19 protein-coding genes are annotated in these 20,997 nt (G+C 72.8%); 6 read left to right on the forward strand and 13 right to left on the reverse strand.

The features are described from left to right. Positions 1 to 32 precede the first annotated feature (32 nt). On the forward strand, positions 33 to 533 hold the full coding sequence (locus QSJ60_RS15100) for a MarR family winged helix-turn-helix transcriptional regulator (protein WP_189086583.1): 501 nt from the start codon (positions 33 to 35) through the stop codon (positions 531 to 533). On the opposite strand, the gene QSJ60_RS15105 is transcribed toward QSJ60_RS15100, so the two are convergent. Beyond that, a complete protein-coding gene (locus tag QSJ60_RS15105) occupies positions 530 to 1,264 on the reverse strand; it encodes an alpha/beta fold hydrolase (RefSeq protein ID WP_285464195.1) in 735 nt (244 codons plus the stop codon). The genes QSJ60_RS15100 and QSJ60_RS15105 overlap by 4 nt on opposite strands. 90 nt (positions 1,265 to 1,354) lie before the next feature. Between QSJ60_RS15105 and QSJ60_RS15110 the strand changes: the two genes are divergently transcribed. Then, on the forward strand, positions 1,355 to 2,053 hold the full coding sequence (locus tag QSJ60_RS15110; protein WP_285464196.1) for a helix-turn-helix transcriptional regulator: 699 nt from the start codon (positions 1,355 to 1,357) through the stop codon (positions 2,051 to 2,053). A 166-nt stretch (positions 2,054 to 2,219) separates the two neighbouring features. Continuing rightward, positions 2,220 to 3,500 carry a zinc metallochaperone AztD gene (aztD, locus tag QSJ60_RS15115; RefSeq protein ID WP_285464197.1) on the forward strand — a complete coding sequence of 427 codons (1,281 nt, stop codon included), beginning with the start codon at positions 2,220 to 2,222 and terminating at the stop codon, positions 3,498 to 3,500. Between the two features lie 80 nt (positions 3,501 to 3,580). Here aztD and QSJ60_RS15120 read toward each other — a convergent pair whose 3' ends face one another. The 4 genes from QSJ60_RS15120 to QSJ60_RS15135 form a co-directional block, all read right to left on the reverse strand. Further along, a complete protein-coding gene (locus QSJ60_RS15120; protein WP_189086587.1) occupies positions 3,581 to 4,240 on the reverse strand; it encodes a methionine ABC transporter permease in 660 nt (219 codons plus the stop codon). Continuing rightward, positions 4,240 to 5,301: a methionine ABC transporter ATP-binding protein gene (locus tag QSJ60_RS15125; RefSeq protein ID WP_285464200.1), complete on the reverse strand. Its 1,062-nt coding sequence runs from the start codon at positions 5,299 to 5,301 to the stop codon at positions 4,240 to 4,242. Before QSJ60_RS15125 ends, QSJ60_RS15120 begins: the two co-directional genes overlap by 1 nt. Before the next feature lie 94 nt (positions 5,302 to 5,395). Next, positions 5,396 to 6,295 (reverse strand): MetQ/NlpA family ABC transporter substrate-binding protein, encoded by a 900-nt coding sequence (locus QSJ60_RS15130; protein WP_285464201.1) that lies wholly within the window; start codon positions 6,293 to 6,295, stop codon positions 5,396 to 5,398. A gap of 245 nt (positions 6,296 to 6,540) precedes the next feature. Further along, positions 6,541 to 7,653 (reverse strand): serine hydrolase domain-containing protein, encoded by a 1,113-nt coding sequence (locus QSJ60_RS15135; RefSeq protein ID WP_285464203.1) that lies wholly within the window; start codon positions 7,651 to 7,653, stop codon positions 6,541 to 6,543. Between the two features lie 72 nt (positions 7,654 to 7,725). On the opposite strand from QSJ60_RS15135, the gene QSJ60_RS15140 reads away from it, so the two are divergent. Next, positions 7,726 to 8,259 carry a PadR family transcriptional regulator gene (locus QSJ60_RS15140; RefSeq protein ID WP_285464204.1) on the forward strand — a complete coding sequence of 178 codons (534 nt, stop codon included), beginning with the start codon at positions 7,726 to 7,728 and terminating at the stop codon, positions 8,257 to 8,259. A gap of 76 nt (positions 8,260 to 8,335) precedes the next feature. On the opposite strand, the gene QSJ60_RS15145 is transcribed toward QSJ60_RS15140, so the two are convergent. From QSJ60_RS15145 to rsmI, 7 genes are all read right to left on the reverse strand, one after another. Next, a complete protein-coding gene (locus QSJ60_RS15145) occupies positions 8,336 to 10,195 on the reverse strand; it encodes an ABC-F family ATP-binding cassette domain-containing protein (RefSeq protein ID WP_285464205.1) in 1,860 nt (619 codons plus the stop codon). 73 nt (positions 10,196 to 10,268) lie between these two features. Then, the gene (locus QSJ60_RS15150; protein WP_285464206.1) at positions 10,269 to 11,207 is read right to left on the reverse strand and encodes a 4-(cytidine 5'-diphospho)-2-C-methyl-D-erythritol kinase; all 939 of its coding nucleotides are present in this window, start codon (positions 11,205 to 11,207) and stop codon (positions 10,269 to 10,271) included. A gap of 9 nt (positions 11,208 to 11,216) precedes the next feature. Continuing rightward, positions 11,217 to 12,101, reverse strand: a complete 885-nt coding sequence (gene rsmA, locus QSJ60_RS15155) for a 16S rRNA (adenine(1518)-N(6)/adenine(1519)-N(6))-dimethyltransferase RsmA (protein WP_285464207.1) — start codon at positions 12,099 to 12,101, stop codon at positions 11,217 to 11,219. Beyond that, positions 12,098 to 12,979: a TatD family hydrolase gene (locus tag QSJ60_RS15160; protein WP_285464209.1), complete on the reverse strand. Its 882-nt coding sequence runs from the start codon at positions 12,977 to 12,979 to the stop codon at positions 12,098 to 12,100. The genes rsmA and QSJ60_RS15160 overlap by 4 nt, the downstream gene beginning before the upstream one ends. An 8-nt stretch (positions 12,980 to 12,987) precedes the next feature. Continuing rightward, positions 12,988 to 14,547, reverse strand: coding sequence for a methionine--tRNA ligase (metG, locus tag QSJ60_RS15165; protein ID WP_285464210.1), 1,560 nt, complete (start codon positions 14,545 to 14,547; stop codon positions 12,988 to 12,990). Positions 14,548 to 14,588: 41 nt separating this feature from the next. Continuing rightward, on the reverse strand, positions 14,589 to 15,731 hold the full coding sequence (locus tag QSJ60_RS15170; RefSeq protein WP_285464212.1) for an NADP-dependent oxidoreductase: 1,143 nt from the start codon (positions 15,729 to 15,731) through the stop codon (positions 14,589 to 14,591). 153 nt (positions 15,732 to 15,884) lie between these two features. Continuing rightward, positions 15,885 to 16,712 carry a 16S rRNA (cytidine(1402)-2'-O)-methyltransferase gene (gene rsmI / locus QSJ60_RS15175; protein WP_285464213.1) on the reverse strand — a complete coding sequence of 276 codons (828 nt, stop codon included), beginning with the start codon at positions 16,710 to 16,712 and terminating at the stop codon, positions 15,885 to 15,887. 271 nt (positions 16,713 to 16,983) lie between these two features. Here rsmI and QSJ60_RS15180 point away from each other — a divergent pair, with 271 nt between their 5' ends. Further along, positions 16,984 to 18,489 carry an HNH endonuclease signature motif containing protein gene (locus QSJ60_RS15180; RefSeq protein ID WP_285464215.1) on the forward strand — a complete coding sequence of 502 codons (1,506 nt, stop codon included), beginning with the start codon at positions 16,984 to 16,986 and terminating at the stop codon, positions 18,487 to 18,489. An 18-nt stretch (positions 18,490 to 18,507) separates the two neighbouring features. Next, positions 18,508 to 20,226 (forward strand): dolichyl-phosphate-mannose--protein mannosyltransferase, encoded by a 1,719-nt coding sequence (locus QSJ60_RS15185; protein WP_285464216.1) that lies wholly within the window; start codon positions 18,508 to 18,510, stop codon positions 20,224 to 20,226. A 12-nt stretch (positions 20,227 to 20,238) separates the two neighbouring features. On the opposite strand, the gene QSJ60_RS15190 is transcribed toward QSJ60_RS15185, so the two are convergent. Further along, a complete protein-coding gene (locus tag QSJ60_RS15190) occupies positions 20,239 to 20,964 on the reverse strand; it encodes a TetR/AcrR family transcriptional regulator (protein ID WP_285464217.1) in 726 nt (241 codons plus the stop codon). Positions 20,965 to 20,997 lie beyond the last annotated feature (33 nt).

Below are 20,997 nucleotides of genomic sequence, written 5' to 3' on the forward strand. Positions count from 1 at the left end.
AGCGGGGTCGCGCCCCGGGCGATAATGGCCGGATGACGCACGCGGACGAGGTGGATCGGATCGTCGCCGACTGGGAGCGGGAGCGGCCGGATCTCGACTTCTCCCCGCTGCAGGTGCTCTCCCGGGTGGCGCGGCTCTCGAAGCACCTCGACCGGGAGCGCAAGCAGGCCTTCGCGCGCTCGGAGCTCGAGTCGTGGGAGTTCGACGTGCTCTCCGCCCTCCGCCGGGCGGGTGCGCCCTACCGGCTGTCGCCGAAGGCCCTGCTGCAGCAGACGCTCGTCTCGAGCGGGGCGATGACGAACCGCATCGACCGGCTCGTCGCCCGCGGGCTCGTGAGCCGGCAGACCGATCCCCACGACGGTCGGGGCATCCTCGTCGAGATGAGCCAGGCCGGCCTCACCCGGGTGGATGCCGCGATCACGCGCCTCGTCGACGCAGAGGCCGAGCTGCTTGGCAGCCTGCCGCCCGCGGAGCAGAAGCGCCTCGCCGGACTGCTGCGCAAGCTCATCGTGAGCTTCGAGGAGCCCGCCTAGGCGTCGATCGCCGCCCTGGACGCCTCGGCGAGGATGACCTCCGCGAGGTCGCCCGCTCGGCTCCACATGGGCCAGTGCCCCGTGGGGAGGTCGACGACGTCGAAGCCGTCCAGCTTCGCGAGCTCGGCGAACATGGGATGCCCCGCCCGGACCAGCTCCCGCACCTGCTCGGCCGGGATCGAGCAGCACACCAGGGTCGTCGGGACGCCGTGCCGGGCCTCGTTCGCGAGCTCGACGGGCTGGCGGAGCACCGTGGCGGGCTCCGGGACGGACCGATCGCGGAATCGCGCGAGGTCCTCGGGGCTCAGCCCGTCGAGGCTCGCCTGCTGCCCGAGTTCCTCGAACGGCGGCAGCGGCAGCTCGCCGAGCGCGTCCGGGAGGTCGGGGGCGAAGACACTGCCGTCGGCCACGGGGCCTGAGTCGACCCAGACCACGCGTGCGACGAGTTCGGGATGACGGTCGAGCACGAGGCTCGCGGGGGCGTTGGCCCCGCTGTGGGCGACGAGGACGACCGGGCGGTCGCCGTGCTGCGCGATCACGTCCCGGATGGCCGCCGCCTGCTCGTCGAGGGACCTCGACGAGCGCTCTGGATCGGCTCGGTCGAGCCCGGGCAGCGTCAGCGCGACGGCGCGGTCGGGTCCGAGGTGGGCCAGGACGTCGTCCCACGCCCAGGCGCCCAGCCAGTGGCCGGCGATGAGGACGATGGTCGGATGGTTCGCAGTGGTGGTCATGCGACCACCCTCGCAGCCTCGGCGGACATCGGTGTGTCACTATTTCTGGCATGAATTCGATTCCCGCCGGACCCTGCTGAGGCCGGGCCCATGAAGCGCGCCGAACGACTGCACGCCCTGTCCGAGATGCTGCGCCGCAGCGGTGCTCGCGGCGTTTCCGCCGACCGCCTGGCCCGGGAGTTCGAGGTGTCGGTGCGCACGGTCAAGCGCGACCTCGACGCGCTGGAGCGCAGCGGCGCGCCGGTCTGGTCCAGGCCGGGCCCCGGCGGCGGATACGGGCTCGCCGAGTACGCCACACTTCCGCCCGTCACCCTCTCCCCCGCGCAGGCCGTGGCGCTCCTCGCGGCGGCGTCCGCGGCATCCGATGCGCCGTACGCCGATCTGGCGGCCGCCGGCATCCGCAAGATCCTCGACGTCCTCGACCCGAGGACGCGAGCGCGGGCCGAGGAGCTGGCCCACCGGATCTGGGTCGATGCGCCTCCGCCGTCCTCGCGTGCCGTCAGCTCGGCGCTCGAGCAGGCGCTGGCCGAGCAGCGGGTGGTTCGCCTCAACTACACCGCGGCGGACGGCACCACGACCACGCGCGACGTCGAGCCCGTGCTGTTCGCCTCCACGAACGGCCGCTGGTACCTGGTCGGGTGGTGCCGGCTGCGCGACGCCATGCGCTGGTTCGCCGTGTCGCGCGTCGAGCGGGCCAGCGTCACCGCGATCACCTGCAGCGGCCACACCGTCGAGGAGGTCGGCGAGCCCCCGGAGCACGCCAGGCCGGTGCACAGCCGGCTCGCCTGAACGGCCGGCTCACCTGACCCGCACCCCACCGAGTTGCCCGACTTTCATGAAAGTCGGGCAACTCGGATCCACCCCATGGCTTGCCCGACTTTCATGAAAGTCGGGCAACTCGCTGGCCCGTGATTCGGTTTTGAGAATGATTATCGTTAACGATAGCGTGACGGCCATGATCACACGCACCAGTCCCCCGCCTCGCCGTCGAGGCCTCCGCCTGACCGCCGCCGCGGCGCCCGCCCTGCTCCTCGCGCTCGCCGCCTGCGCCTCCCCCGGCGGCCAGACGCCCGCCGCGCAGCCCGACTCCGCGACCGAGCCCGCTGCGCGCGAGCTCGCCGCCCCGCGCCTGGTCGCGAGCTACGACGGCGGCCTGCTCGTGCTCGAGGGCGACACCCTCGAGGTCGCGGCCGAGCTCGAGCTGCCCGGCTTCCTCCGGGTGAACCCCGCCGGCGATGGCCGGCACGTGCTCGTCTCGACGGACGCCGGCTTCCGCGTGCTCGACACCGGCCTCGAGGCGGAGCAGCACGGCGACCACGCGCACTACTACGGCGAGACGCCGCAGCTCACGGAGCTCGTGTTCGAGGCCGACCACGCGGGCCACGTCACCACGAACGAGGGCGTCACCGCCCTCTTCGCCGACGGCACCGGCGAGGTGCAGCTGTTCGAGGCATCCGGGCTCGCCGACGCGGTCGCCGCAGGCGGACTCGACCCGCTCGAGCTCCGCACCCACGAGAGCGCGGCGGCGCATCACGGCGTCGCCGTCGCCCTGCCCGGCGACGCGCTCCTCTCGACGCTCGGCACCGAGGAAGCGCGCACGGGCGTCGCCGTCTTCGATGCCTCGGGCGCCGAACTCGCCCGCGACGAGCGCTGCCCCGGCGTGCACGGCGAAACGGTCGCGGCGGGCGGGGCGATCGTCGTCGGCTGCCAGGACGGCGCCCTCGTCTTCCGCGACGGCGCCTTCACGAAGGTCGCGTCGCCCGACGCCTACGGGCGCATCGGCACGCAGGCCGGCTCGCCGGAGTCCGCCGTCGTGCTGGGCGACTACAAGACGGATGCCGAGGCCGAACTCGAGCGGCCGACCCGGGTGAGCCTCATCGACACCGAGGCCGGCACGCTGCGACTCGTCGAGCTCGGCACGAGCTACACCTTCCGCTCGCTCGCCCGCGGCCCGCACGGTGAAGCGCTCGTGCTCGGCACCGACGGCGCCATCCACGTCATCGATCCGGCCGCGGGGACCGTCACGGCGACGATCCCGGTGCTCGAGGAGTGGACCGAGCCGCTCGACTGGCAGCAGGCCCGCCCCGCGCTCTGGGTCGACGGGCACCGCGCGTACGTGACGGACCCGGCCGCCTCGACCATCCACCTCGTCGACCTCGACGCCGGCGAACTCGTCGAGAGCGTGAAGCTGCCCGCCGCGCCGATCGAGCTCGCGACGGTCGCCGCCGCGCACTGATCACCCGAGTTGCCCGACTTTCATGAAAGTCGGGCAACTCGTTCATCGGGGCCGAGAGGCGCGGGCGGCGTCGGGTGGGGCTACCGCCGCAGCACCTTGCGGGCCAGCCAGTTGCCGAGGTACTGCACGATCTGCACGAACACGATGATGAGCAGCACCGCGGCCCAGGTCACGATCGGCTCGAACTGGCGGTAGCCGTAGAGCTGGGCGAAGTAGCCGAGGCCGCCGCCGCCGAGGAAGCCGGCCATCGCCGACATGTCGATCACCGCGACGATGATGAAGGTGTAGCCGAGGATCAGCGGCCCGAGCGCCTCGCCGATGACGACCGTGGTGAGGATGCGCCAGGGGCCCGCGCCCATCGAGCGGGCCGCCTCGATGACGCCCGGCTTCACGGTGAGCAGGTTCTGCTCGACGATGCGGCCGATCGCGAAGGACGCCGCGAGCGAGAGGGCGAACACGGCGGCGTTCGTGCCGATGCCGATGCCGATGACGGCCCGGGTGAGCGGCTGCACCGCGGCGATGAAGATGATGAACGGGATCGGCCGGAAGAAGTTGATCAGCACGTTCAGCACGTTATTCACGACGGTGTTCGGCAGCAGCCCGCCCTTGCGCGTGACGTAGAGGCCGATGCCGAGCACGAGACCCGCGAGCCCGCCGAACAGCATGGTGAAGAACACCATGTAGAGGGTCTCGCCGGCGGCGGTCCAGAACTCGGGCCCGAGGTCGATGAGCTTGTCCATCAGCGGACCTCCCCGTTCTGCGCGCCGTCTCCGATCGACGGTTCGGTGACCGCCACGAGCTCGCCGATGCGGGCGAGCGCCCGGTCGATCGCGGCTTCCTCACCGCGGATCGCGAGCGTGAGATGGCCGAAGGCGCGACCGCGGATGTCGTTGATACCCCCGTACACGAGCTCGAACTCGAGCCCGGCCTGGGCGAGCTCGACGAAGACTCGGGCCTGTGAGGCATCCCCGTCGCGGAACGAGAACGTCACGATCCGGCCCGGGTGCCGCTCGCGCAGCACCGCGAGCTCCGCCGGGGACGGCACGCCCTGCACGACGGTCGAGACGAACTTGCGGGAGGAGGCGTGCTGCGGGTCGGAGAAGACGTCGAAGACGTCGCCCTGCTCGATGACCCGGCCGCCGTCCATCACGGCGACCTTCGTCGCGATCGACTGGATGACGTCCATCTCGTGGGTGATCACGACCATGGTGACGCCGTACTCCTCGTTCACGCGCTTCAGCAGCGCGAGCACCTCCTGCGTCGTCTCGGGGTCGAGCGCGCTCGTCGCCTCATCGGCGAGCAGGATCCGCGGGCGGGTGGCGAGCGCCCGGGCGATGCCGACGCGCTGCTTCTGGCCGCCCGAGAGCTGGTCCGGGTAGGCGCGCGCCTTGTCAGCGAGGCCGACGAAGTCGAGCAGTTCCTGCACGCGTGCCGTGATCTCCGCCTTGCCCCAGCCGGCGACCTTCAACGGGTAGGCGACGTTCTGCGCCACGGTCTTCGCCTCGAAGAGGTTGAACTGCTGGAAGATCATGCCGATGCCGAGCCGTACGGCGCGGAGCTCCCGCTCCGGCAGCCCGGTGATCGCGCGGCCGTCGATCGTGACGGTGCCCTCGGTCGCGGGCTCGAGCGCGTTGATCAGCCGCACGAGCGTGGACTTGCCCGCGCCGGAGTAGCCGATGATGCCGGTGACCTCGCCGGCCTCGATCTCGAGGCTGACATCGTCGACGGCGACGATGCGCGGGGCGCCCCGCTCGGGCGACGGGTACGACTTGCTGACGTTCGCGAGGCTCACGATGGCCATGCGGTTCCTCCTCGGGTGCGGCGCGGGAACGCGCCGACGGCTCCCGGGCGACGCGGGGTGCGCGCCGCCCGGGAGCCGGACGGTGATGCGTCGATCAGCCCTGCTGGGCGGCCGTGTCGGCCTCGACGTCGGCGAGGGACTTCTCGAGATCGGCGACCGGGACCTGCAGCGAGACGCCGGTGCCGCCGGATGCCTCGTCGAGGCCGGCCTGGACCTTCGCGTTCGTCTGGAAGATCTCGACGAGCTTGGCGTAGGTCTTGTTGTCCTTGTCCTCGGCACGCGCCGCGAAGATGTTCACGTACGGCAGCGCGTTGGGGTCGGCCGGGTCGTCCTGCGCGATCGCGTCGGCGAAGGTGAGGCCGGCGTCCTCGACGAAGTCGTTGTTGATGATCGCGGCGGCGACGTCGGGCAGCGAGGTCGCGGTGATGGCGGCCTCGAGCGGGGTGACCTTGACCTTCGACTTCGCCTCGTCGATGTCGGCGATGGTCGAGAAGATCGAGCCGCCGTCCTTCAGCTCGATGAGCCCGGCCGACTGCAGCACGAGGAGCGCGCGGGCGAGGTTCGAGGGGTCGTCGGGCACGGCGACGGTCTCGCCCGCCGGGATCGACTTCACGTCGTCGTACTTCGTGGAGTACAGGCCGAGCGGGTAGATCTGCGTCGAGCCGATCGGGGTGAGGTCGGCGTCGGCGTTCACGTTGTAGTCCGCGAGGTAGACGATGTGCTGGAACTGGTTGAGGTCGAGCTCGCCCTCGGTGAGCGCGGGGTTCGGCTGGTTGTAGTCGCCGAAGTCGACGAGCTCGACCGTGATGCCCTCCTCGGCGGCGGCCTCGACGAACGGCGCCCACTGCGGGTCCGACTTGCCGACGACGCCGATCTTCACGGTCTCGCCGCCGTCGTCGGCCGCGCCGGTCGAGGCGCAGGCCGCGAGCGAGGCGACGAGGGGCACCGCGGCGAGCGCGGCGATGACGGAGGTGATGCGGGAACGTCGTGACATGGTGGGTCCTCTCTGGTGGGCGCGCGTTCGAGGGCCGCCTGGCTGTGGGTCGGCATGGCTCCGCCACGGAGGATGTCGGTGGGGGCGTCGATGCCGCGAACGCGGGTGCCCTCCAACGGTAAGCGAAGGTTCTTCGCGCTGTTGACCACCTGGTTACATGACGTCACAGCTTCTGCGAACGACGTCAAATATGACGACGGATGCTTCGGGATCGCCTCCCCGATCTGCGCGTCCGGCCCCGCCGATCACCGTGTCCAGCGCTGCAGGCACCGCACCATGATCTGGAACGGCAGCACCTGCGCCTGCGTCTGGTCGACCGTGCCGGCGAGGACGACGCCGAGTTCCGGGCAGCTGAACAGCCACGTGCCGGTCGAGCCGGAGTGGCCGACGAGCGTGACGGGGCCGCGCCGGGGCAGGTTGAGCCGGCTCACGCCGAAGCTCATCGTGCCGAGGCCGTAGTGCAGGCTCGGGGCGTTCCGCAGCCGGTTGCGCCGCTCGGTCAGCAGCGCGCTCGTAGCGGGGTCCGCGAACAGCTCGCCGCTGACGAGCGCCCGCTCGAAGGCGAGGAGCTCGGCCGTCGTGCTGAACAGGTCGTGGCTCGACGCGTACACGCCGTCGAGGCGCGCCGGGCGCCGCCGCACGTGCAGCGGGAGCGGCGCCGGCGTCGCCGGGTCGGCGGGCGCGCCGGCCGGGTGCCAGGTCCTGCGGAGCCCGAGCGGCTCGGCGATGCGTTCGGCGACGAGCTGCGCGAAGCTCAGCCCCGTCACGAGCTCGAGGATGCGGATGAGCAGCAGGAAGCCGGTGTCGGAGTACGAGGCGCGCTGCCTCGGCGCCGACAGGTCCTGCGGCGGGAAGTGCGGCCGCTGCTCGTCGCGCGCGATCGCGATGGCGTCGTCGAAGCCCCAGGCGAGGTCGTGGCCGGCGCGGAGCTGCCGGTAGAGGCTCGGCCCGCCGCGGCGCCGCTCGTAGAAGTCGGGCAGGCCGGAGGTGTGGCTCGCGAGGTGGCGCACCGTGATCTCCGGCGTGCGATCGACGCCCTTCCAGACGTGCAGCCTCGTCGCCACCTCGGCGGGGAGGTACGCCATGATCGCAGCGTCGAGGTCGAGCTCGCCGCGCTCGTGGGCCTGCAGCACGAGGGTCGCGATGAAGCGCTTCGTGATCGAGGCGATGAAGAAGGGCGTCTCGGGGCTCGCGCCGGGCCCGGCCGCGCCCGACCAGCTCCGCCCGCGATCGTCGGCGACGGCGAGGATGACGTGGTGCAGGCGGCGACGGGCGGCGAGACGGTCGACGAGGGCGGTGAGCTCGCGGTCGAGCTCGCTCGGGACGGATGCCGCGTCGGCGGCGGGAGCATGGGTCATCAGGGTCCAATCTCTCTCATAGACCTGTCTAGTAGACATGTCTACGCGAGTCAACCCGGGTAGGCTCGGCGCGTGGCACACGTGATCCTGGGGCTGCTCATGCTCGCCCCGCAGAGCCTCTACGACCTCGTGAAGAGCTTCGAGGCGGGCGTCGGGCTGGTCTACAGCGCGAGCTCGGGCAGCATCAAGCGGGCGCTCGACGGGCTGCTCGCGAACGGGCTCATCGAGGTCGAGAGCGTGCAGCCCGGCGGCCGGGGCCGCAAGGTGTACCGCACGACCGACGCCGGCCGCGCGGCGTTCCGGGACTGGATCGACGGGCCGATCGAGGGCCCCGACCTCGAGACGGCGGCGCTCTCCCGGCTGTTCTTCCTCGGCCTGCTCGACCCGGCCGAGCGGGCCGCAGTGCTCGAGCGCATCCGCGAGCGGGCGGCGGCGAACGTCGCCGAGCTCGAGGCCGTCGAGCGGCACCTCGCCGTCCTCGAGGTGCCGGAGGAGTTCCGCGAGGTGCTCGCCTACCAGCGCGCCACGCTCGACTACGGCCTCTCCTCCGGCCGGCACGCGCTCGCCTGGTTCACCGAGCGCGCCGCGCGGGAGGCATCCTCCTGAAACCGGACGCTGAGCGCGCCGCCGGACCCTGAGCGCGCCGCCGGACCTGAGCGCCGCGCCGCCGGGCGCTGAGCGTTCAGCCCAGCTGCTCGGTGAGCTCGAACCAGCGCTCCTCGAGCTCGGCGACCTCCTGCTCGGCGGCGGTCACCTTCGCCATCTCGGCGTTCAGCCGCTCGTAGTCGCTCTGGTCGAGCTCGGCGAAGCCGTCGCGGGCGGCGGCGATCTGCTGCTGCAGCTTCTCGATCCGCCGCTCGACGGAGGCGAGCTCCTTCTCGGCGGTGCGCCGCTCGGCGCCCGAGAGCCCGGGAGCAGCGCTCGCGGAGGCCGGGGCGGGCGAGGCATCCGTGCCGCTCGCGGCGACCCTGGCGGCCCCGCTCGCCGCGCCGCTCCCCGCGCCTCCGCGCTGCTGCGCGGCACGGAGTTCCAGGTACTGGTCGACGCCGCCCGGCAGGTGCCGCAGCTTCGCGTCGACGATGGCGAACTGCTGATCGGTGACCCGCTCGAGCAGGTAGCGGTCGTGGCTGACGACGAGGAGCGTGCCCGGCCACGAGTCGAGCAGGTCCTCGATCGCGGCGAGCATGTCGGTGTCGAGGTCGTTCGTCGGCTCGTCGAGGATCAGCACGTTCGGCTCGGTCAGCAGGATGAGCAGCAGCTGCAGCCGTCGCTTCTGCCCGCCCGAGAGGTCGCGCACGGGCGTCGCGAGCTGCTGGTTCGTGAAGCCGAGGCGCTCCAGGAGCTGGCCCGGCGTGAGCTCGACGGCCTTCGAGCCGCTGCCGATCGTGTAGCTCGTGCGCTGCGCTGCGACGACCGCGCTGACGCGCTCATCGGCCCACTCGGCCAGCTCGGCGAGCTCCTGGCTGAGGGTCGCGATGCGCACGGTCGTGCCGCGCTTCACCCGGCCGTGGGTGGGGCTGACGGCCCCGGTGACGAGGCCGAGGAGGGTCGACTTGCCGGCGCCGTTGACGCCCAGGATGCCGGTGCGCTCCCCCGGCGCGATGCGCCACTCGACGTCGCGGAGCACGGTGCGGGTGCCGCCGCCGGGCGCCGGGTAGTCGACACCGGCGTCGAGGAGGTCGACGACGTCCTTGCCGAGCCGGGCGACGGCGAGCCGGCTGAGCTCGACCCGGTCGCGCACGGGCGGCACGTCCTCGATGAGCTGGTTGGCGGCGTCGATGCGGAACTTCGGCTTCGAGGTGCGCGCGGGGGCGCCGCGGCGCAGCCAGGCGAGCTCCTTGCGCATCAGGTTCTGCCGCTTCGCCTCGCTCGCGGCCGCCATCCGGTCGCGCTCGACCCGCTGCAGCACGTACGCCGCATAGCCGCCCTCGAACGGTTCGACGATGCCGTCGTGCACCTCCCAGGTGCCGGTGCAGACCTCGTCGAGGAACCACCGGTCGTGCGTGACGACGACGAGCGCGCCGTCGCTGCGGCTCCACCGTTCGCGCAGGTGCCGGGCGAGCCAGGCGATGCCCTCGACGTCGAGGTGGTTCGTCGGCTCGTCGAGGAAGAGCACGTCCCAGTCGCCGACGAGCAGTGCCGCGAGCCCGACGCGACGGCGCTGGCCGCCGGAGAGGTCGCCGACCCGTCCGTCCCAGGGCACGTCGCCGAGCAGGCCGGCGATGACGTCGCGCACCTTCGGGTCGCCCGCCCAGACGTGCTCGTCGATGCCGCCGACGACGGCCTCGGCGACGGTCGCGTCCGGATCGACCGTGTCGGTCTGGTCGAGCATGCCGATGCGGACGCCGCGGCGCACCGTGACCCGCCCGGCATCCGGTTCGAGCCGACCGGCGAGGAGCTTCAGCAGGGTCGACTTGCCGTCGCCGTTGCGGCCGACGATGCCGATCCGGTCGCCCTCGTCGAGGCCGAGGGTGACCTCGTCGAAGACCGTGCGCGTCGGGAACTCGAGATGCAGGCGCTCGGCGCCGAGGAGGTGTGCCATGTCCCGTCGAGCCTAGTTGCTCTCGCCGTGCGCGAGCCGTGCACCGGTCGCGATCGGCCGGGCACGCTGCCGTTCAGCGCACGACGCGGGCGCCGTGCACCGGGCCGTGCACGTGCGCGGCGGTGTGCCCGGCCGATGACAGCGTGACGGCCAGCGAGATCGCCTCGTCGGCCCCCTCGGCGAGGAAGGCGAGCGTCGGGCCCGACCCCGAGACGAGCCCGGCGAGCGCACCGGCCGAGGCGCCCAGCCGGAGCACCTCGTCGAGCTCGGGGGCGAGCCCGATCGCCGCCGCGGCGAGGTCGTTGTGCAGCGCGCCGGCGAGGAGGCCGGGATCGCCCGCGCGGAGGGCCTGCAGCACCGCCGGGTCGACGGCGGGAGCGCCGGCCGGTGCGACGGAGTCCGGAGGCACCTGCCCCTCGCCCCGCAGCCGGTCGAGCTCGCCGTACACCGCGGGGGTCGAGAGGCCGAATTCAGCGAAGACGAGCACCCAGTGGAAGGACCCGGTCGCGAGCACGGGGCTCAGCCGGTCGCCGCGACCGGTGCCGATCGCGGTGCCGCCCGCGAGCGCGAACGGCACGTCGGCGCCGAGCAGGGCGGCGAGGCCGTGCAGCTCGTCCTTCGTGAGCCCGGTGCCCCAGAGGGCGTCGCAGGCGACGAGGGCGGCCGCGGCATCCGCCGATCCGCCGCCCATGCCGCCCGCGATGGGAACGTGCTTGTCGATCGCGAGGTGCACGCCCTCGGTGACGCCGGTCTCCTCCGCGAGGAGGCGGGCGGCGCGGATCGCGAGGTTCGAGTCGTCGACGGGCAGCCCGGACACGTCGACGCTGCCCGAGAAGGAGACCTCGAAGCCCGCGGCGGGCGTCGCGACGACGTCCTCGTAGAGCGAGACCGCCTGGTAGGCCGTGGCGACGTCGTGGTAGCCGTCGTCGCCCGGTTCGGCGACGCGCATGAAGAGGTTGATTTTGCCGGGCGCCCGCACGTGCACCGACGGCTGGGCTGCGGCGATCGTCATGCGTCCACGCTAGCCGAGCTCGGCTCCGCCCGCGTCGTCACCCGCCGCCCCGCGCGCCCGCGCGATCGCGAGGAACTCCGGCATGCCGAGCTGTTCACCGCGCGCCTGCGGGTCGACCCCGGCGCGCTCGAGCACGGCGGATGCCTCGGCGGCGCTGCCGCCGAGCACACCGGAGAGCGCCTGCCGCAGCATCTTGCGGCGCTGCTGGAACGCGGCGTCGACGAGCTCGAAGGTCGTCCGCCGTTCGGCCTCGGTGCCCGGCTCCCGGTCGCGCTCGAAGCCGACCAGCACGGAGTCGACGTTCGGCACCGGCCAGAACACCTGGCGCGGCACCTGCCCGGCGATGCGCCAGTCGCCGTACCAGGCGGCCTTCACGCTCGGCGCGCCGTAGACCTTCGAGCCTGGGCCCGCGGCGAGGCGGTGCCCGACCTCGGCCTGCACCATGACGATGCCGGCGCGGAGGGAGGGGAAGTGCTCGAGCAGGTGCAGCAGCACCGGCACCGAGACGTTGTACGGCAGGTTCGCGACGAGCCGCACGGGGTCGCCCGGCAGCTCGGTGACCCGCAGCGCGTCCTGGTGCACGACGCGGAGCCCGGCGCCGGGCTGCAGCAGCTCGGCGGTCTTCGGCAGCTGCTCGGCGAGCCGGCCGTCGATCTCGACGGCGATGACGTCCGCCCCGGCTTCGGTCAGGCCGAGGGTGAGCGAGCCGAGGCCGGGGCCGATCTCCAGCACGGTCTCGCCCGGCTGCACCCCGGCGAGCTGCACGATGCGCCGCACCGTGTTGCCGTCGTGCACGAAGTTCTGCCCGAGCTTCTTCGTCGGCGTCACGCCGAGGAGTTCGGCGAGGTCGCGGATCTCGGCGGGGCCGAGCAGCGCCTGACGGGGTGCGGTCATGCGAGCCCCTCCTGCCACGAGCCGTAGACGCGCTCGGTGTTCTCCGCGAGCTGGGCGCAGAGCCCGTCGAGCGGCAGCTCGAGCAGCTCGGCCATGAACCGCACCGTGAGCGGCACGAGGTACGGGGCGTTCGGCCGGCCGCGCAGCGGCACCGGAGTCAGGTACGGGGCATCCGTCTCGACGAGGAGCAGCTCCCGCGGCAGCACCCGCAGCGCCACGCGCAAGTTCTCGGCGTTCTTGAACGTGACGTTGCCGGCGAAGGAGCAGTACCAGCCGGCGTCGGCCGCGGTGCGGGCGAGCTCCTCGCCGCCCGAGAAGCAGTGGAACACGGTGCGCTCCGGCGCCCCGACCCGGCGCAGCGTCGCGACCACGTCGTCGTGCGCGTCGCGGTCGTGGATCTGCAGCGCGATGCCGTGCCGCTTGGCGATGTCGAGGTGCGCCTCGAAGGCGCGGTGCTGGGCGTCGCGCCCCTCCTCGCCGGTGCGGAAGTAGTCGAGCCCGGTCTCGCCGATCGCCCGCACCCGGGGCTGGGCCGCGAGCTCGTCGATGACGGCGATGGCGGCGTCGAGCTCGCCCGCGGCGTCGAGCTCGGGCGCCTCGTTGGGGTGCAGCGCGACGGCGGCGAGGAGGCGCGGCTCGCGCGCGGCGATCTCGGCCGACCAGCGGCTCGTGGCGACATCCGTGCCGACCTGCACGGCGCCGGCGATGCCGACCGCCGCGGCCCGCTCGAGGTGCTCGGCGGGCGACAGCGGCAGCGCGCCGTCGGCGATCTCGAGGTGGGTGTGGTTGTCGTAGACGGGCACCGGCAGCGGCTCGGGTGCCGGCGGGTACTCGGCCGCGCGGCCGCCGTCCGACCTCCGCCGCAGGTGCTCGCTCACGTGCGCGCCTACTCCGCGACCTCGACGCGCGGGAACAGCGCCTCGAGCGGCTGCACGCGCTCGCCGAGCTCGGCCTCGTCGGCGCGGTCGATGCGCTGCGCGGTGACCTCGCCGGGCGCGCCGAGCGCCGTCCAGAGCTTCGCGCTCGCCTTCGGTACGACCGGCGAGAGCAGCACGGCGAGCGTGCCGAGGCCCCGGTAGGCGGTGGCGAGCACGGCCTCGAGCCGGTCGCGCTGCTCGGGGTCCTTCGCGAGCGCCCAGGGCTCCTCGTTCGTGAGGTAGCCGTTCAGGGCGTCGACGAGCTGCCAGACCTCAGCGATCGCCTCGTGGATCGCGAGGCGCCCGATCGCGTCCCACGAACGCTCGGTGGCGCGGCGGGCGATCGTGGCGATCTCGGCGTCGGCGGGGCTCAGCACGCCCGCGGTCGGCACGACGCCGTCGCAGTAGCGGGTGATCATCGCCACCACGCGCGAGGCGAGGTTGCCGAAGCCGTTCGCGAGCTCGGCCTGGTACCTGGCGGCCAGGTCCTCCCAGGAGAACGAGCCGTCCTGTCCGAAGGAGATCGCCGACATGAAGTAGAAGCGGAACGCGTCGGAGCCGAAGACGTCGGTGATCTGCTCGGGCGCGATGCCCGTGAGCTTGGACTTCGACATCTTCTCGCCGCCGACGAGCAGCCAGCCGTGGCCGAAGACGCCGCGGGGCACGTCGAGTCCGGCGGCCATCAGCATCGCCGGCCAGATGACGGCGTGGAAGCGCAGGATGTCTTTTCCGACGATGTGCTGGGCGGGCCAGCGGCGTGCGAACTCGGCATCGTCCTCGCCGTAGCCGACGGCGGTGATGTAGTTCAGCAGGGCGTCGAACCAGACGTAGACGACGTGCGTCTCGTCCCACGGGACCTTCACGCCCCAGTCGAACGTCGAGCGCGAGATGGAGAGGTCGGCGAGGCCCTGGCGCACGAAGCTCACGACCTCGTTGCGCGCCGACTCGGGCTGCACGAAGTCGGGGCGCTCCTCGTAGAGCGCGAGGAGCCGGTCGGCGAAGGCCGACATGCGGAAGAAGTAGTTCTTCTCGTGCAGCAGCTCGACCGGCTTCGAGTGGATGGCGCAGACGGGCTGGCCCTCGTACTCGCCGGTGCCGTCGACGAGCTCGGACTGCTGCTTGTACTCCTCGCAGCCGACGCAGTAGTAGCCCTCGTACTCGCCCGTGTAGATGTGGCCCTCATCGTAGAGCTTCTGCAGGAAGCGCTGCACGTTGCGCTCGTGCCGCTCGTCGGTCGTGCGGATGAAGTCGTCGTTCGCGATGTCGATGGTCTCGAGCAGCGGCTTCCACGCCTCGGCGACGAGCTTGTCGGCCCACTGCTTCGGGGTGACGCCGTTCGCGGTCGCGGTGCGGAGGATCTTCTGGCCGTGCTCGTCGGTGCCGGTCAGCGACCAGGTGTCCTCGCCGGCCTGGCGGTGCCAGCGCGCAGCCACGTCCGCCGCCACCTCCGTGTAGGCGTGCCCGATGTGGGGCACGTCGTTGACGTAGAAGATGGGCGTGGTGATGTAGAACGAGGAGCCGTCGGCCATGCCGTCAATCCTACGGGCGTGGCGGATGCCCCGAGCGCGGGTTACGGGAGCGGCGCCCCGCCCGCCCGGTCCGGCTGATCCGTCCCGGCGTCCGCGGGAGTCGCGTCGGCCTCCGCCTGCTGGCGCGCCTCGCGGTGGCGACGCCGCACGCTGCCGTCGCCGATCGCCGCGGGCACCGCCTCGACGGCCTCGAGCCGCTCGTGCGGCGTCGGCACGCCGAGCGTGACGTCCTGCTCCTTGATGGCGGGCTCCTTGACCCGCTGTCCGGGGTACTCCACGGTGCGCAGACCGAGCACGATCTTGCCCGCGGCATCCCGTCGGTCGAGCGCGCGGTAGGCGGCGGCGACGTCCGCCATCGCGAAGACGTCGGCGATCGGCAGGCGCACCTGCTTCGCGGCGATCGCGGCGGACACCCGGCCGAGCGCGACCAGGTCGCCCGGCTCGACCCTGGCGATGCCGTGCTCGTCGACGGCCTCCTCGTCGAGCACGGTGAGCACGCGGCCCGCGGGCACCCCGAGCTCGACCGCCTCCTCGGCCCCGCCGCCCAGGAAATCGAGGAACGCGGTGATCGGCGCCGAGGTCGCGACGCGCACGCGGGCGGCGAGGCCCGGACCGTAGCCGAGCGGCTGGATGCCGAACTGGCGCAGGAAGTCGAAGCGCGCCTCCGCGCTCGTGCCGATGACCGCGGCGCCGTGGAGCCTCGCGAACTGCGCCGCGAGGCATCCGACGCCGCCGGCCGCCGCCGTGATCACGACGGTGTCGTTCGGGCCGAGCGCGAGTCCCTCGACGGCGTTCCAGGCCATGGTGCCCGCCGTGGCCAGGGAGCCGGCGACCTCCCACGGGATCCCGGCCGGCTTGAGCATCAGCTGCGTCTCCGGGACGACGACGTGGCTCGCCTGCGTGCCCTCGCCCCAGCCCATGACTTCGTCGCCGCGGGCGAAGCGTTCGACGCCGGGCCCGGTGGCGATGACCACGCCGGCGAGGTCGCGCCCCTGCCTCGCGGGCAGCTCCGCCGTGCGGCCGGCTCTGGCCTCGCCGCGCCGCAGCGCGCTCTCGGCCGGGTTGAGCCCGGTGGCGTAGACCTCGACGAGCACTTCGGCGGGCCGGGGAAGCGGCGCCTCGATCTCGACGACCTCGAGCACCTCGGGGCCGCCATAAGCGGTGAAACGCACTGCGTTCGACATGTCGCACCTCCACGCCCGAGCGCGTTGGGACCGCTGCCGCGGCTCGGCCGGGCTCACGTCAATTGTCGCGCGTTCCTGGCGGTTCGGCGGGGCCTTGCAGGAATCGGTCAGGGATGCTTCGATGCCTCGGCCTGCGCTTCGGCTCGTGACGGCTCAGGACCCGGCGCGTTCCCGGAGCGCCGCCTCGTACAGCTCGCGCTTGCCGAGGCCCGTCGCCGCGGCGACCTCCGCCGCGGCATCCTTCAGTCGTGCGCCGCCCGCCGTCAGCTCCAGCACCCGCGCGACCGCGTCGCCGGCGTCCGCCGGCCCCGGCTCCGGAGCGCCGCCCACGACGATGCAGATCTCCCCGCGAACCCCGGCTGTGGCCCAGTCGGCGAGCTCCGCGAGCGGTCCGCGGCGCACCTCCTCGTGGAGCTTCGTCAGCTCGCGGCAGACCGCGGCGGGGCGCTCCGCCCCGAACGCCTCGGCGAGCGCGGCCAGGCTCGCGGCGAGCCGCGTCGGGGCCTCGAAGAACACGAGCGTGCGACGGTCGGCGGCGAGTTCGGCGAGCCGGCGGGCGCGCTCGCCCGCCTTGCGCGGCAGGAAGCCCTCGAACGCGAAGCGGTCCGTCGGCAGACCCGAGAGCGCGAGCGCGGTCACCACGGCGCTCGGACCGGGGATGGCGGTCACCAGCACACCCGCGGCGGCGGCCGCGGCGACGAGCGGGAAGCCCGGGTCGGAGACGGTCGGCATCCCCGCGTCGCTCAGCACGAGCAGGTCCGCGTCGCGCGCGAGCTCGACGAGCTCGGCGGCCTTCTGCCGCTCGTTGTGCTCGTGCAGCGCGATGAGTCTGGGCCGGTTCTCGATGCCGAGCGCGGCGAGCAGCCGCTGGGTGACGCGGGTGTCCTCGGATGCCACGAGGCGCGCCTCGGCGAGCGCGGTGCGCAGGCGGGGCGAGGCGTCGCCGAGGTTGCCGATGGGCGTGGCGGCGAGGATGATCATGCCTCCAAGTCTCCCGCATCGACCGCCGGAGGAGTTCTCCACAGCTCGAGACCGGGCCTCGAGTTTCGAATGTGTGTTCGATAGACTGGCGGGCATGTGGGGAATCGGTGAGCGGGCGGTGCCGCCGGGCTGGCGGGCGAATGAGCGGGGCGAACCAGATTCGGAGTGGGCCTCCGCCGAGTGGGTCTCCGCCGACTGGGTCTCCGCCGAGCCGGTCTCCGCCGACTGGGTCTCTGGCGACCCGCCTTCCGCCGACCTGGCCTCTGCTCACTTGGCCTCTGCCTGCCTAGCCTCAGCCGCCCTAGCCTCCGCCGACTGGGCCTCCGCCGACTGGGAATCGCTGGATGCCTGGCGCGCCGCCTCCGCGGCCGGCGGCTCCCGCGCGGTGTTCGCCGAGCTGCAGGCGAACCTCGACGCGGCCGAGGGCGCGCAGCTCCAGAGCAACCGTCAGTTCGCCGCCCAGCTCGACGCATTCCGACGCGCGTTCGCGCTCGCCGACGCGCACCCCGAGCTGTACCTCACCGCAGAGACGATGGCGGCCGAGACGCTGACACCCCAGGCGAGCGGGCGGGCAGCTCGCGGGCCCCGACTCGACGTGGCCGAGCTCGCCGCCAGATCGGTGGCCGCCGAACTGTCGATGCGGCTGATGCTGCCGGCCGCGACGATCCGCAGTCGTGCCTTCGAGGCGGCGCGCTGCCACGACCTCCTCCCCCGGCTGTGGGGCCGGTTCCGCGACGGACTCGCCGGCTATGCGGAGGTGCGCATCGCGCTCGACGCGATCGCCGGCCTCCCGATCCCCGCAGATTTCCGCGGTGCGTCGGCCGAGCAGCGGGCGGCCGCGCAGACCGCCGCTGCGCGGCTCGCGACGCTCGACGATGAGCTGACGGAGCTCGCCGGAACGGTACCGCGCGCGAGGTTCCGTCGCCGAGCGCGCCTGCTGCGGGCGAAGCTCGATCAGCCCGACGAGACCGCGGCCCGCCATGCGCGCGCCCTCGCCCAGCGCCGCCTCACCGTCGAGTCGGCCGACGACGGCATGGCCTGGGTCACCCTCTACGTGTCGGCGGTCGATGCCGCCCGCATCCGCGCCCGCGTCGGCGCGACGGCGACCGAACGTTCGGGGCGGGCCGACGAGACGCGCACCCTCGACCAGCTCCGCGCCGACGTCGCGACGGCGCTGCTGACCGGCGAGGGCACGCCGACCGCCGTCCGCACCGAGATCCTCGTCACGATCCCCGCACTGACCCTCATCGGCGCCGGCCAGTCCGGCGGCGCCAGCGGAGCGCACGGCATCGACGGTGCGCACGGCCCCGACGGCGCGCACGGCACGCGGCCCTATCAGGCCGCCGAGCTCGAGGGGCACGGGCCGATCGACGACGACACCGCCCGGCGACTCTTCGCCGAGGCGCCGACGTTCCTCCGACTGGCCACCGACCCGTTCACGAGCGCACCCCTCGCCCTCGACCGCACGCGCTACCGGGTGACTGACGCTCAGCGCAGATGGCTCGCGAAGCAGTACGAGGGCTGCACCCGACCGGGATGCACGAGCCCGGTCACCACCACCGATCTCGACCATCTCACCGCCTGGGCCCAGGGCGGCGCGACCGATGTCGACAACCTCGCCCCCACGTGCCGCACCGACCACACCCTGAAGCATCGGGCCCGGTTCACCGTCACCCGTTCCGCCGACGGCACGATCAGCTGGCGCAGTCCGAGCGGTCACCTCGCCCGCACCGAGCCGCTCCCGGCTCGGAGCTACCCCGATCGTGCGCCGTTCTGATGTCTTAGGGTTGGGCGCATGAGTGTCGCCGAGCCGCCGGAGCCGCCCGCGCGCGGCGGCGGCAGCCGGGGCGCGCCCCTGCCCACCGGGGCCGCCGCATCCGCCAGCGCCGCCCCGCGGCTCCCCGGCGCCGACCTCTTCGCGGCCGACCCGTTCCCGCCGGAACACGTCAAGGACCCCTCCCCCGAGCCCACTGGGTCCCGGCACGACGAGTGGTGGGACCGCTTGCTCGCCACGCCGAAGCGCCGGGCGCTCTGGTACTGGGGCGGCCCGATCCTGGTCACGCTGCTCGCAGCCGTGCTGCGCTTCTGGAATCTCGGCCACCCGCAGGCGCTCGTCTTCGACGAGACCTACTACGTGAAGGACGCGTGGACCCTCCTCCACCACGGCTACGAATCCACCTGGCCCGACGGCGCCGACGCCGACTTCGCCGCCGGCGACACCGACGGGTACCGCGATCAGGCCTCATACGTCGTGCATCCACCCCTCGGCAAGTGGATGATCGCGCTCGGCATGGCGGCGTTCGGCGCGGACTCGGCCTTCTGGTGGCGGGCCTCGACGGCCGTCGCCGGCACGATCGCGGTGTTCCTGCTGACCCTCGCCGGGCGCCGCCTGTTCGGCTCGACGATGCTCGCGGTCATCGCGGGCCTCCTCTTCGCCGTCGACGGCAACGCGATCGTCATGTCGCGGGTCGCCCTGCTCGACAACTGGCTGATGCTGTTCGCGCTGCTCGGCTTCTGGTTCGTCCTCCTCGATCGCGAGTGGAGCGCACGGCGGCTCGAACGCCGGGTCGACGCCGCCCGGGCCGCAGGCAAAGACCCGCACTACGGCCCGGTGCTCTGGGCCCGCCCCTGGGTCTTCGCCGCGGGCGCCGCGTTCGGCGCGGCCGCCGCCGTCAAGTGGTCCGGCGCGTGGTTCCTCGCCGCGTTCGGCGTCTACCTCGTCATCGTCGACGCGCTCGCCAGACGCCGCGCCGGGCTGCCGCTGTGGGCGAGCGGTGCGGTGCTGAAGCAGGCGCCCGCGACGTTCCTCCTGCTCGTCCCCGTCGCGATCGGCGTCTATCTGGCGAGCTGGACCGGATGGTTCGTCACCTCGGGCGGATACGACCGGCAGTGGGCCGAGCAGGCGGGCAATGCGGCGAGCGGATGGCTCTCCTGGGTCCCGCTCCCCCTGCAGAGCCTCTGGCACTTCCACCAGAGCGCCTACACGTATCACGTCGGCGTGCACACACCGCATCCCTGGCAGGCGAACCCGCTGACCTGGCTGTTCATGATCCGGCCCACCAACATGTACTACGCCGATTCGGCGGGGTGCGGCGGCAGCTGCACCGAATCGATCATCGGCCTCGGCAACCCGCTCATCTGGTGGGCCGGCGCGATCGCCGCGGGGTATCTCGTCTACCGGCTGATCCGTCGCCGCGAGTGGGCCGTCGGAGCCATCCTCGTCGGCCTGGCCGCCGGCTACCTGCCCTGGCTCGCGTACCTCGACCGCACGGTGTTCCAGTTCTACTCGATCGCGTTCGAGCCGTTCCTGCTGCTCGCGCTGACCTTCGTCATCGGACTCGTGCTGGGCAAGCGAGGCGACCCGCGCTGGAGACGCGAACGCGGCATCCTGACCGTCGCGATCTTCCTGATCGCCGTCGTCCTCGTGTCCGCGTTCTTCCTGCCGATCTGGACGGCGCAGCCGATCCCGCCGCTGCTCCGCCAGCTGCATTTCTGGCTGCCGAGCTGGGGGTGAGCGGGCGCCGGTTCAGCTCCGAACCGTCGGAGGATGGCCCGGCCCAGTCTCGCCCCGCAGTTCGGCGAGCCGCACTTCGAGTTGGTCGAGCACGAGGTCCAGCCCGTAGCCGAACTCGTCGCCGTAGTCGTAGTCGCGGCCCGCGAGCATCACGGACATGAACTCGGTGAGGTAGGGGTATTCGTCGGCGGGCAGCGCCAGCCCGGCCGCGAACGCCTCCGCCCCCGTCCCCGGCTCCGCGTCCGGCGCGAACGGCAGATTCGACTCGGACAGCACGAACCCGTACACGTACGCGTCGACGGCCGAGAAGGCGTGACCGGCGAGCGGCACGTCGAAGCCGTTCGTGCGGAGTACGCCCAGCACACGGTCGTGCTGCCGAAGGACGGATGGCCCGGGGTTCACCCGCGACTCCAGCAGCACGAGCGCCCACGGATGCGCCGAGAGCACCGCCCGCGCGCCGACCGCACGCTCGGTGAGCGCCGCCCGCCAGGGTGCGCCGAGCTCGGCGAGCGGGAACCGGGAGAAGATCTCCTCGGCGATCGCGTCGAGCATCGCATCCTTGCCGTCGACATGGTGGTAGAGCGACATCGCCTCGACGCCGAGCTCGCGGGCCACCGTGCGCATGCTCACCGCGGAGAGCCCGCTCGCATCGGCGACCGCCATCGCAGCGGCGACGATCCGATCGCGGGTGAGCGGCGTGCGCGGCGTGCGCGCCCGGCTCCGCACTGCCTCGGCCATGACTTCTCGCTTTCCACCCTTGCGTCCTTACGA

The organism is Agromyces sp. NBRC 114283 (assembly GCF_030268405.1).
Taxonomy (GTDB): domain Bacteria; phylum Actinomycetota; class Actinomycetes; order Actinomycetales; family Microbacteriaceae; genus Agromyces; species Agromyces mediolanus.

Coding starts and splice junctions, on each gene's coding strand:
- QSJ60_RS15100 (WP_189086583.1), top strand. CDS start 33: ATGACGCACGCGGACGAGGTGGATCGGATCGTCGCCGACTGGGAGCGG.
- aztD (WP_285464197.1), top strand. CDS start 2,220: ATGATCACACGCACCAGTCCCCCGCCTCGCCGTCGAGGCCTCCGCCTG.
- QSJ60_RS15110 (WP_285464196.1), top strand. CDS start 1,355: ATGAAGCGCGCCGAACGACTGCACGCCCTGTCCGAGATGCTGCGCCGC.
- QSJ60_RS15150 (WP_285464206.1), bottom strand. CDS start 11,207: ATGACGATCGCCGCAGCCCAGCCGTCGGTGCACGTGCGGGCGCCCGGC.
- QSJ60_RS15170 (WP_285464212.1), bottom strand. CDS start 15,731: ATGTCGAACGCAGTGCGTTTCACCGCTTATGGCGGCCCCGAGGTGCTC.
- QSJ60_RS15190 (WP_285464217.1), bottom strand. CDS start 20,964: ATGGCCGAGGCAGTGCGGAGCCGGGCGCGCACGCCGCGCACGCCGCTC.
- metG (WP_285464210.1), bottom strand. CDS start 14,547: ATGGCCGACGGCTCCTCGTTCTACATCACCACGCCCATCTTCTACGTC.
- QSJ60_RS15120 (WP_189086587.1), bottom strand. CDS start 4,240: ATGGACAAGCTCATCGACCTCGGGCCCGAGTTCTGGACCGCCGCCGGC.
- rsmA (WP_285464207.1), bottom strand. CDS start 12,101: ATGACCGCACCCCGTCAGGCGCTGCTCGGCCCCGCCGAGATCCGCGAC.
- QSJ60_RS15105 (WP_285464195.1), bottom strand. CDS start 1,264: ATGACCACCACTGCGAACCATCCGACCATCGTCCTCATCGCCGGCCAC.
- rsmI (WP_285464213.1), bottom strand. CDS start 16,712: ATGATCATCCTCGCCGCCACGCCCATCGGCAACCTCGGCGACGCCTCG.
- QSJ60_RS15125 (WP_285464200.1), bottom strand. CDS start 5,301: ATGGCCATCGTGAGCCTCGCGAACGTCAGCAAGTCGTACCCGTCGCCC.
- QSJ60_RS15145 (WP_285464205.1), bottom strand. CDS start 10,195: ATGGCACACCTCCTCGGCGCCGAGCGCCTGCATCTCGAGTTCCCGACG.
- QSJ60_RS15130 (WP_285464201.1), bottom strand. CDS start 6,295: ATGTCACGACGTTCCCGCATCACCTCCGTCATCGCCGCGCTCGCCGCG.
- QSJ60_RS15135 (WP_285464203.1), bottom strand. CDS start 7,653: ATGACCCATGCTCCCGCCGCCGACGCGGCATCCGTCCCGAGCGAGCTC.
- QSJ60_RS15185 (WP_285464216.1), top strand. CDS start 18,508: ATGAGTGTCGCCGAGCCGCCGGAGCCGCCCGCGCGCGGCGGCGGCAGC.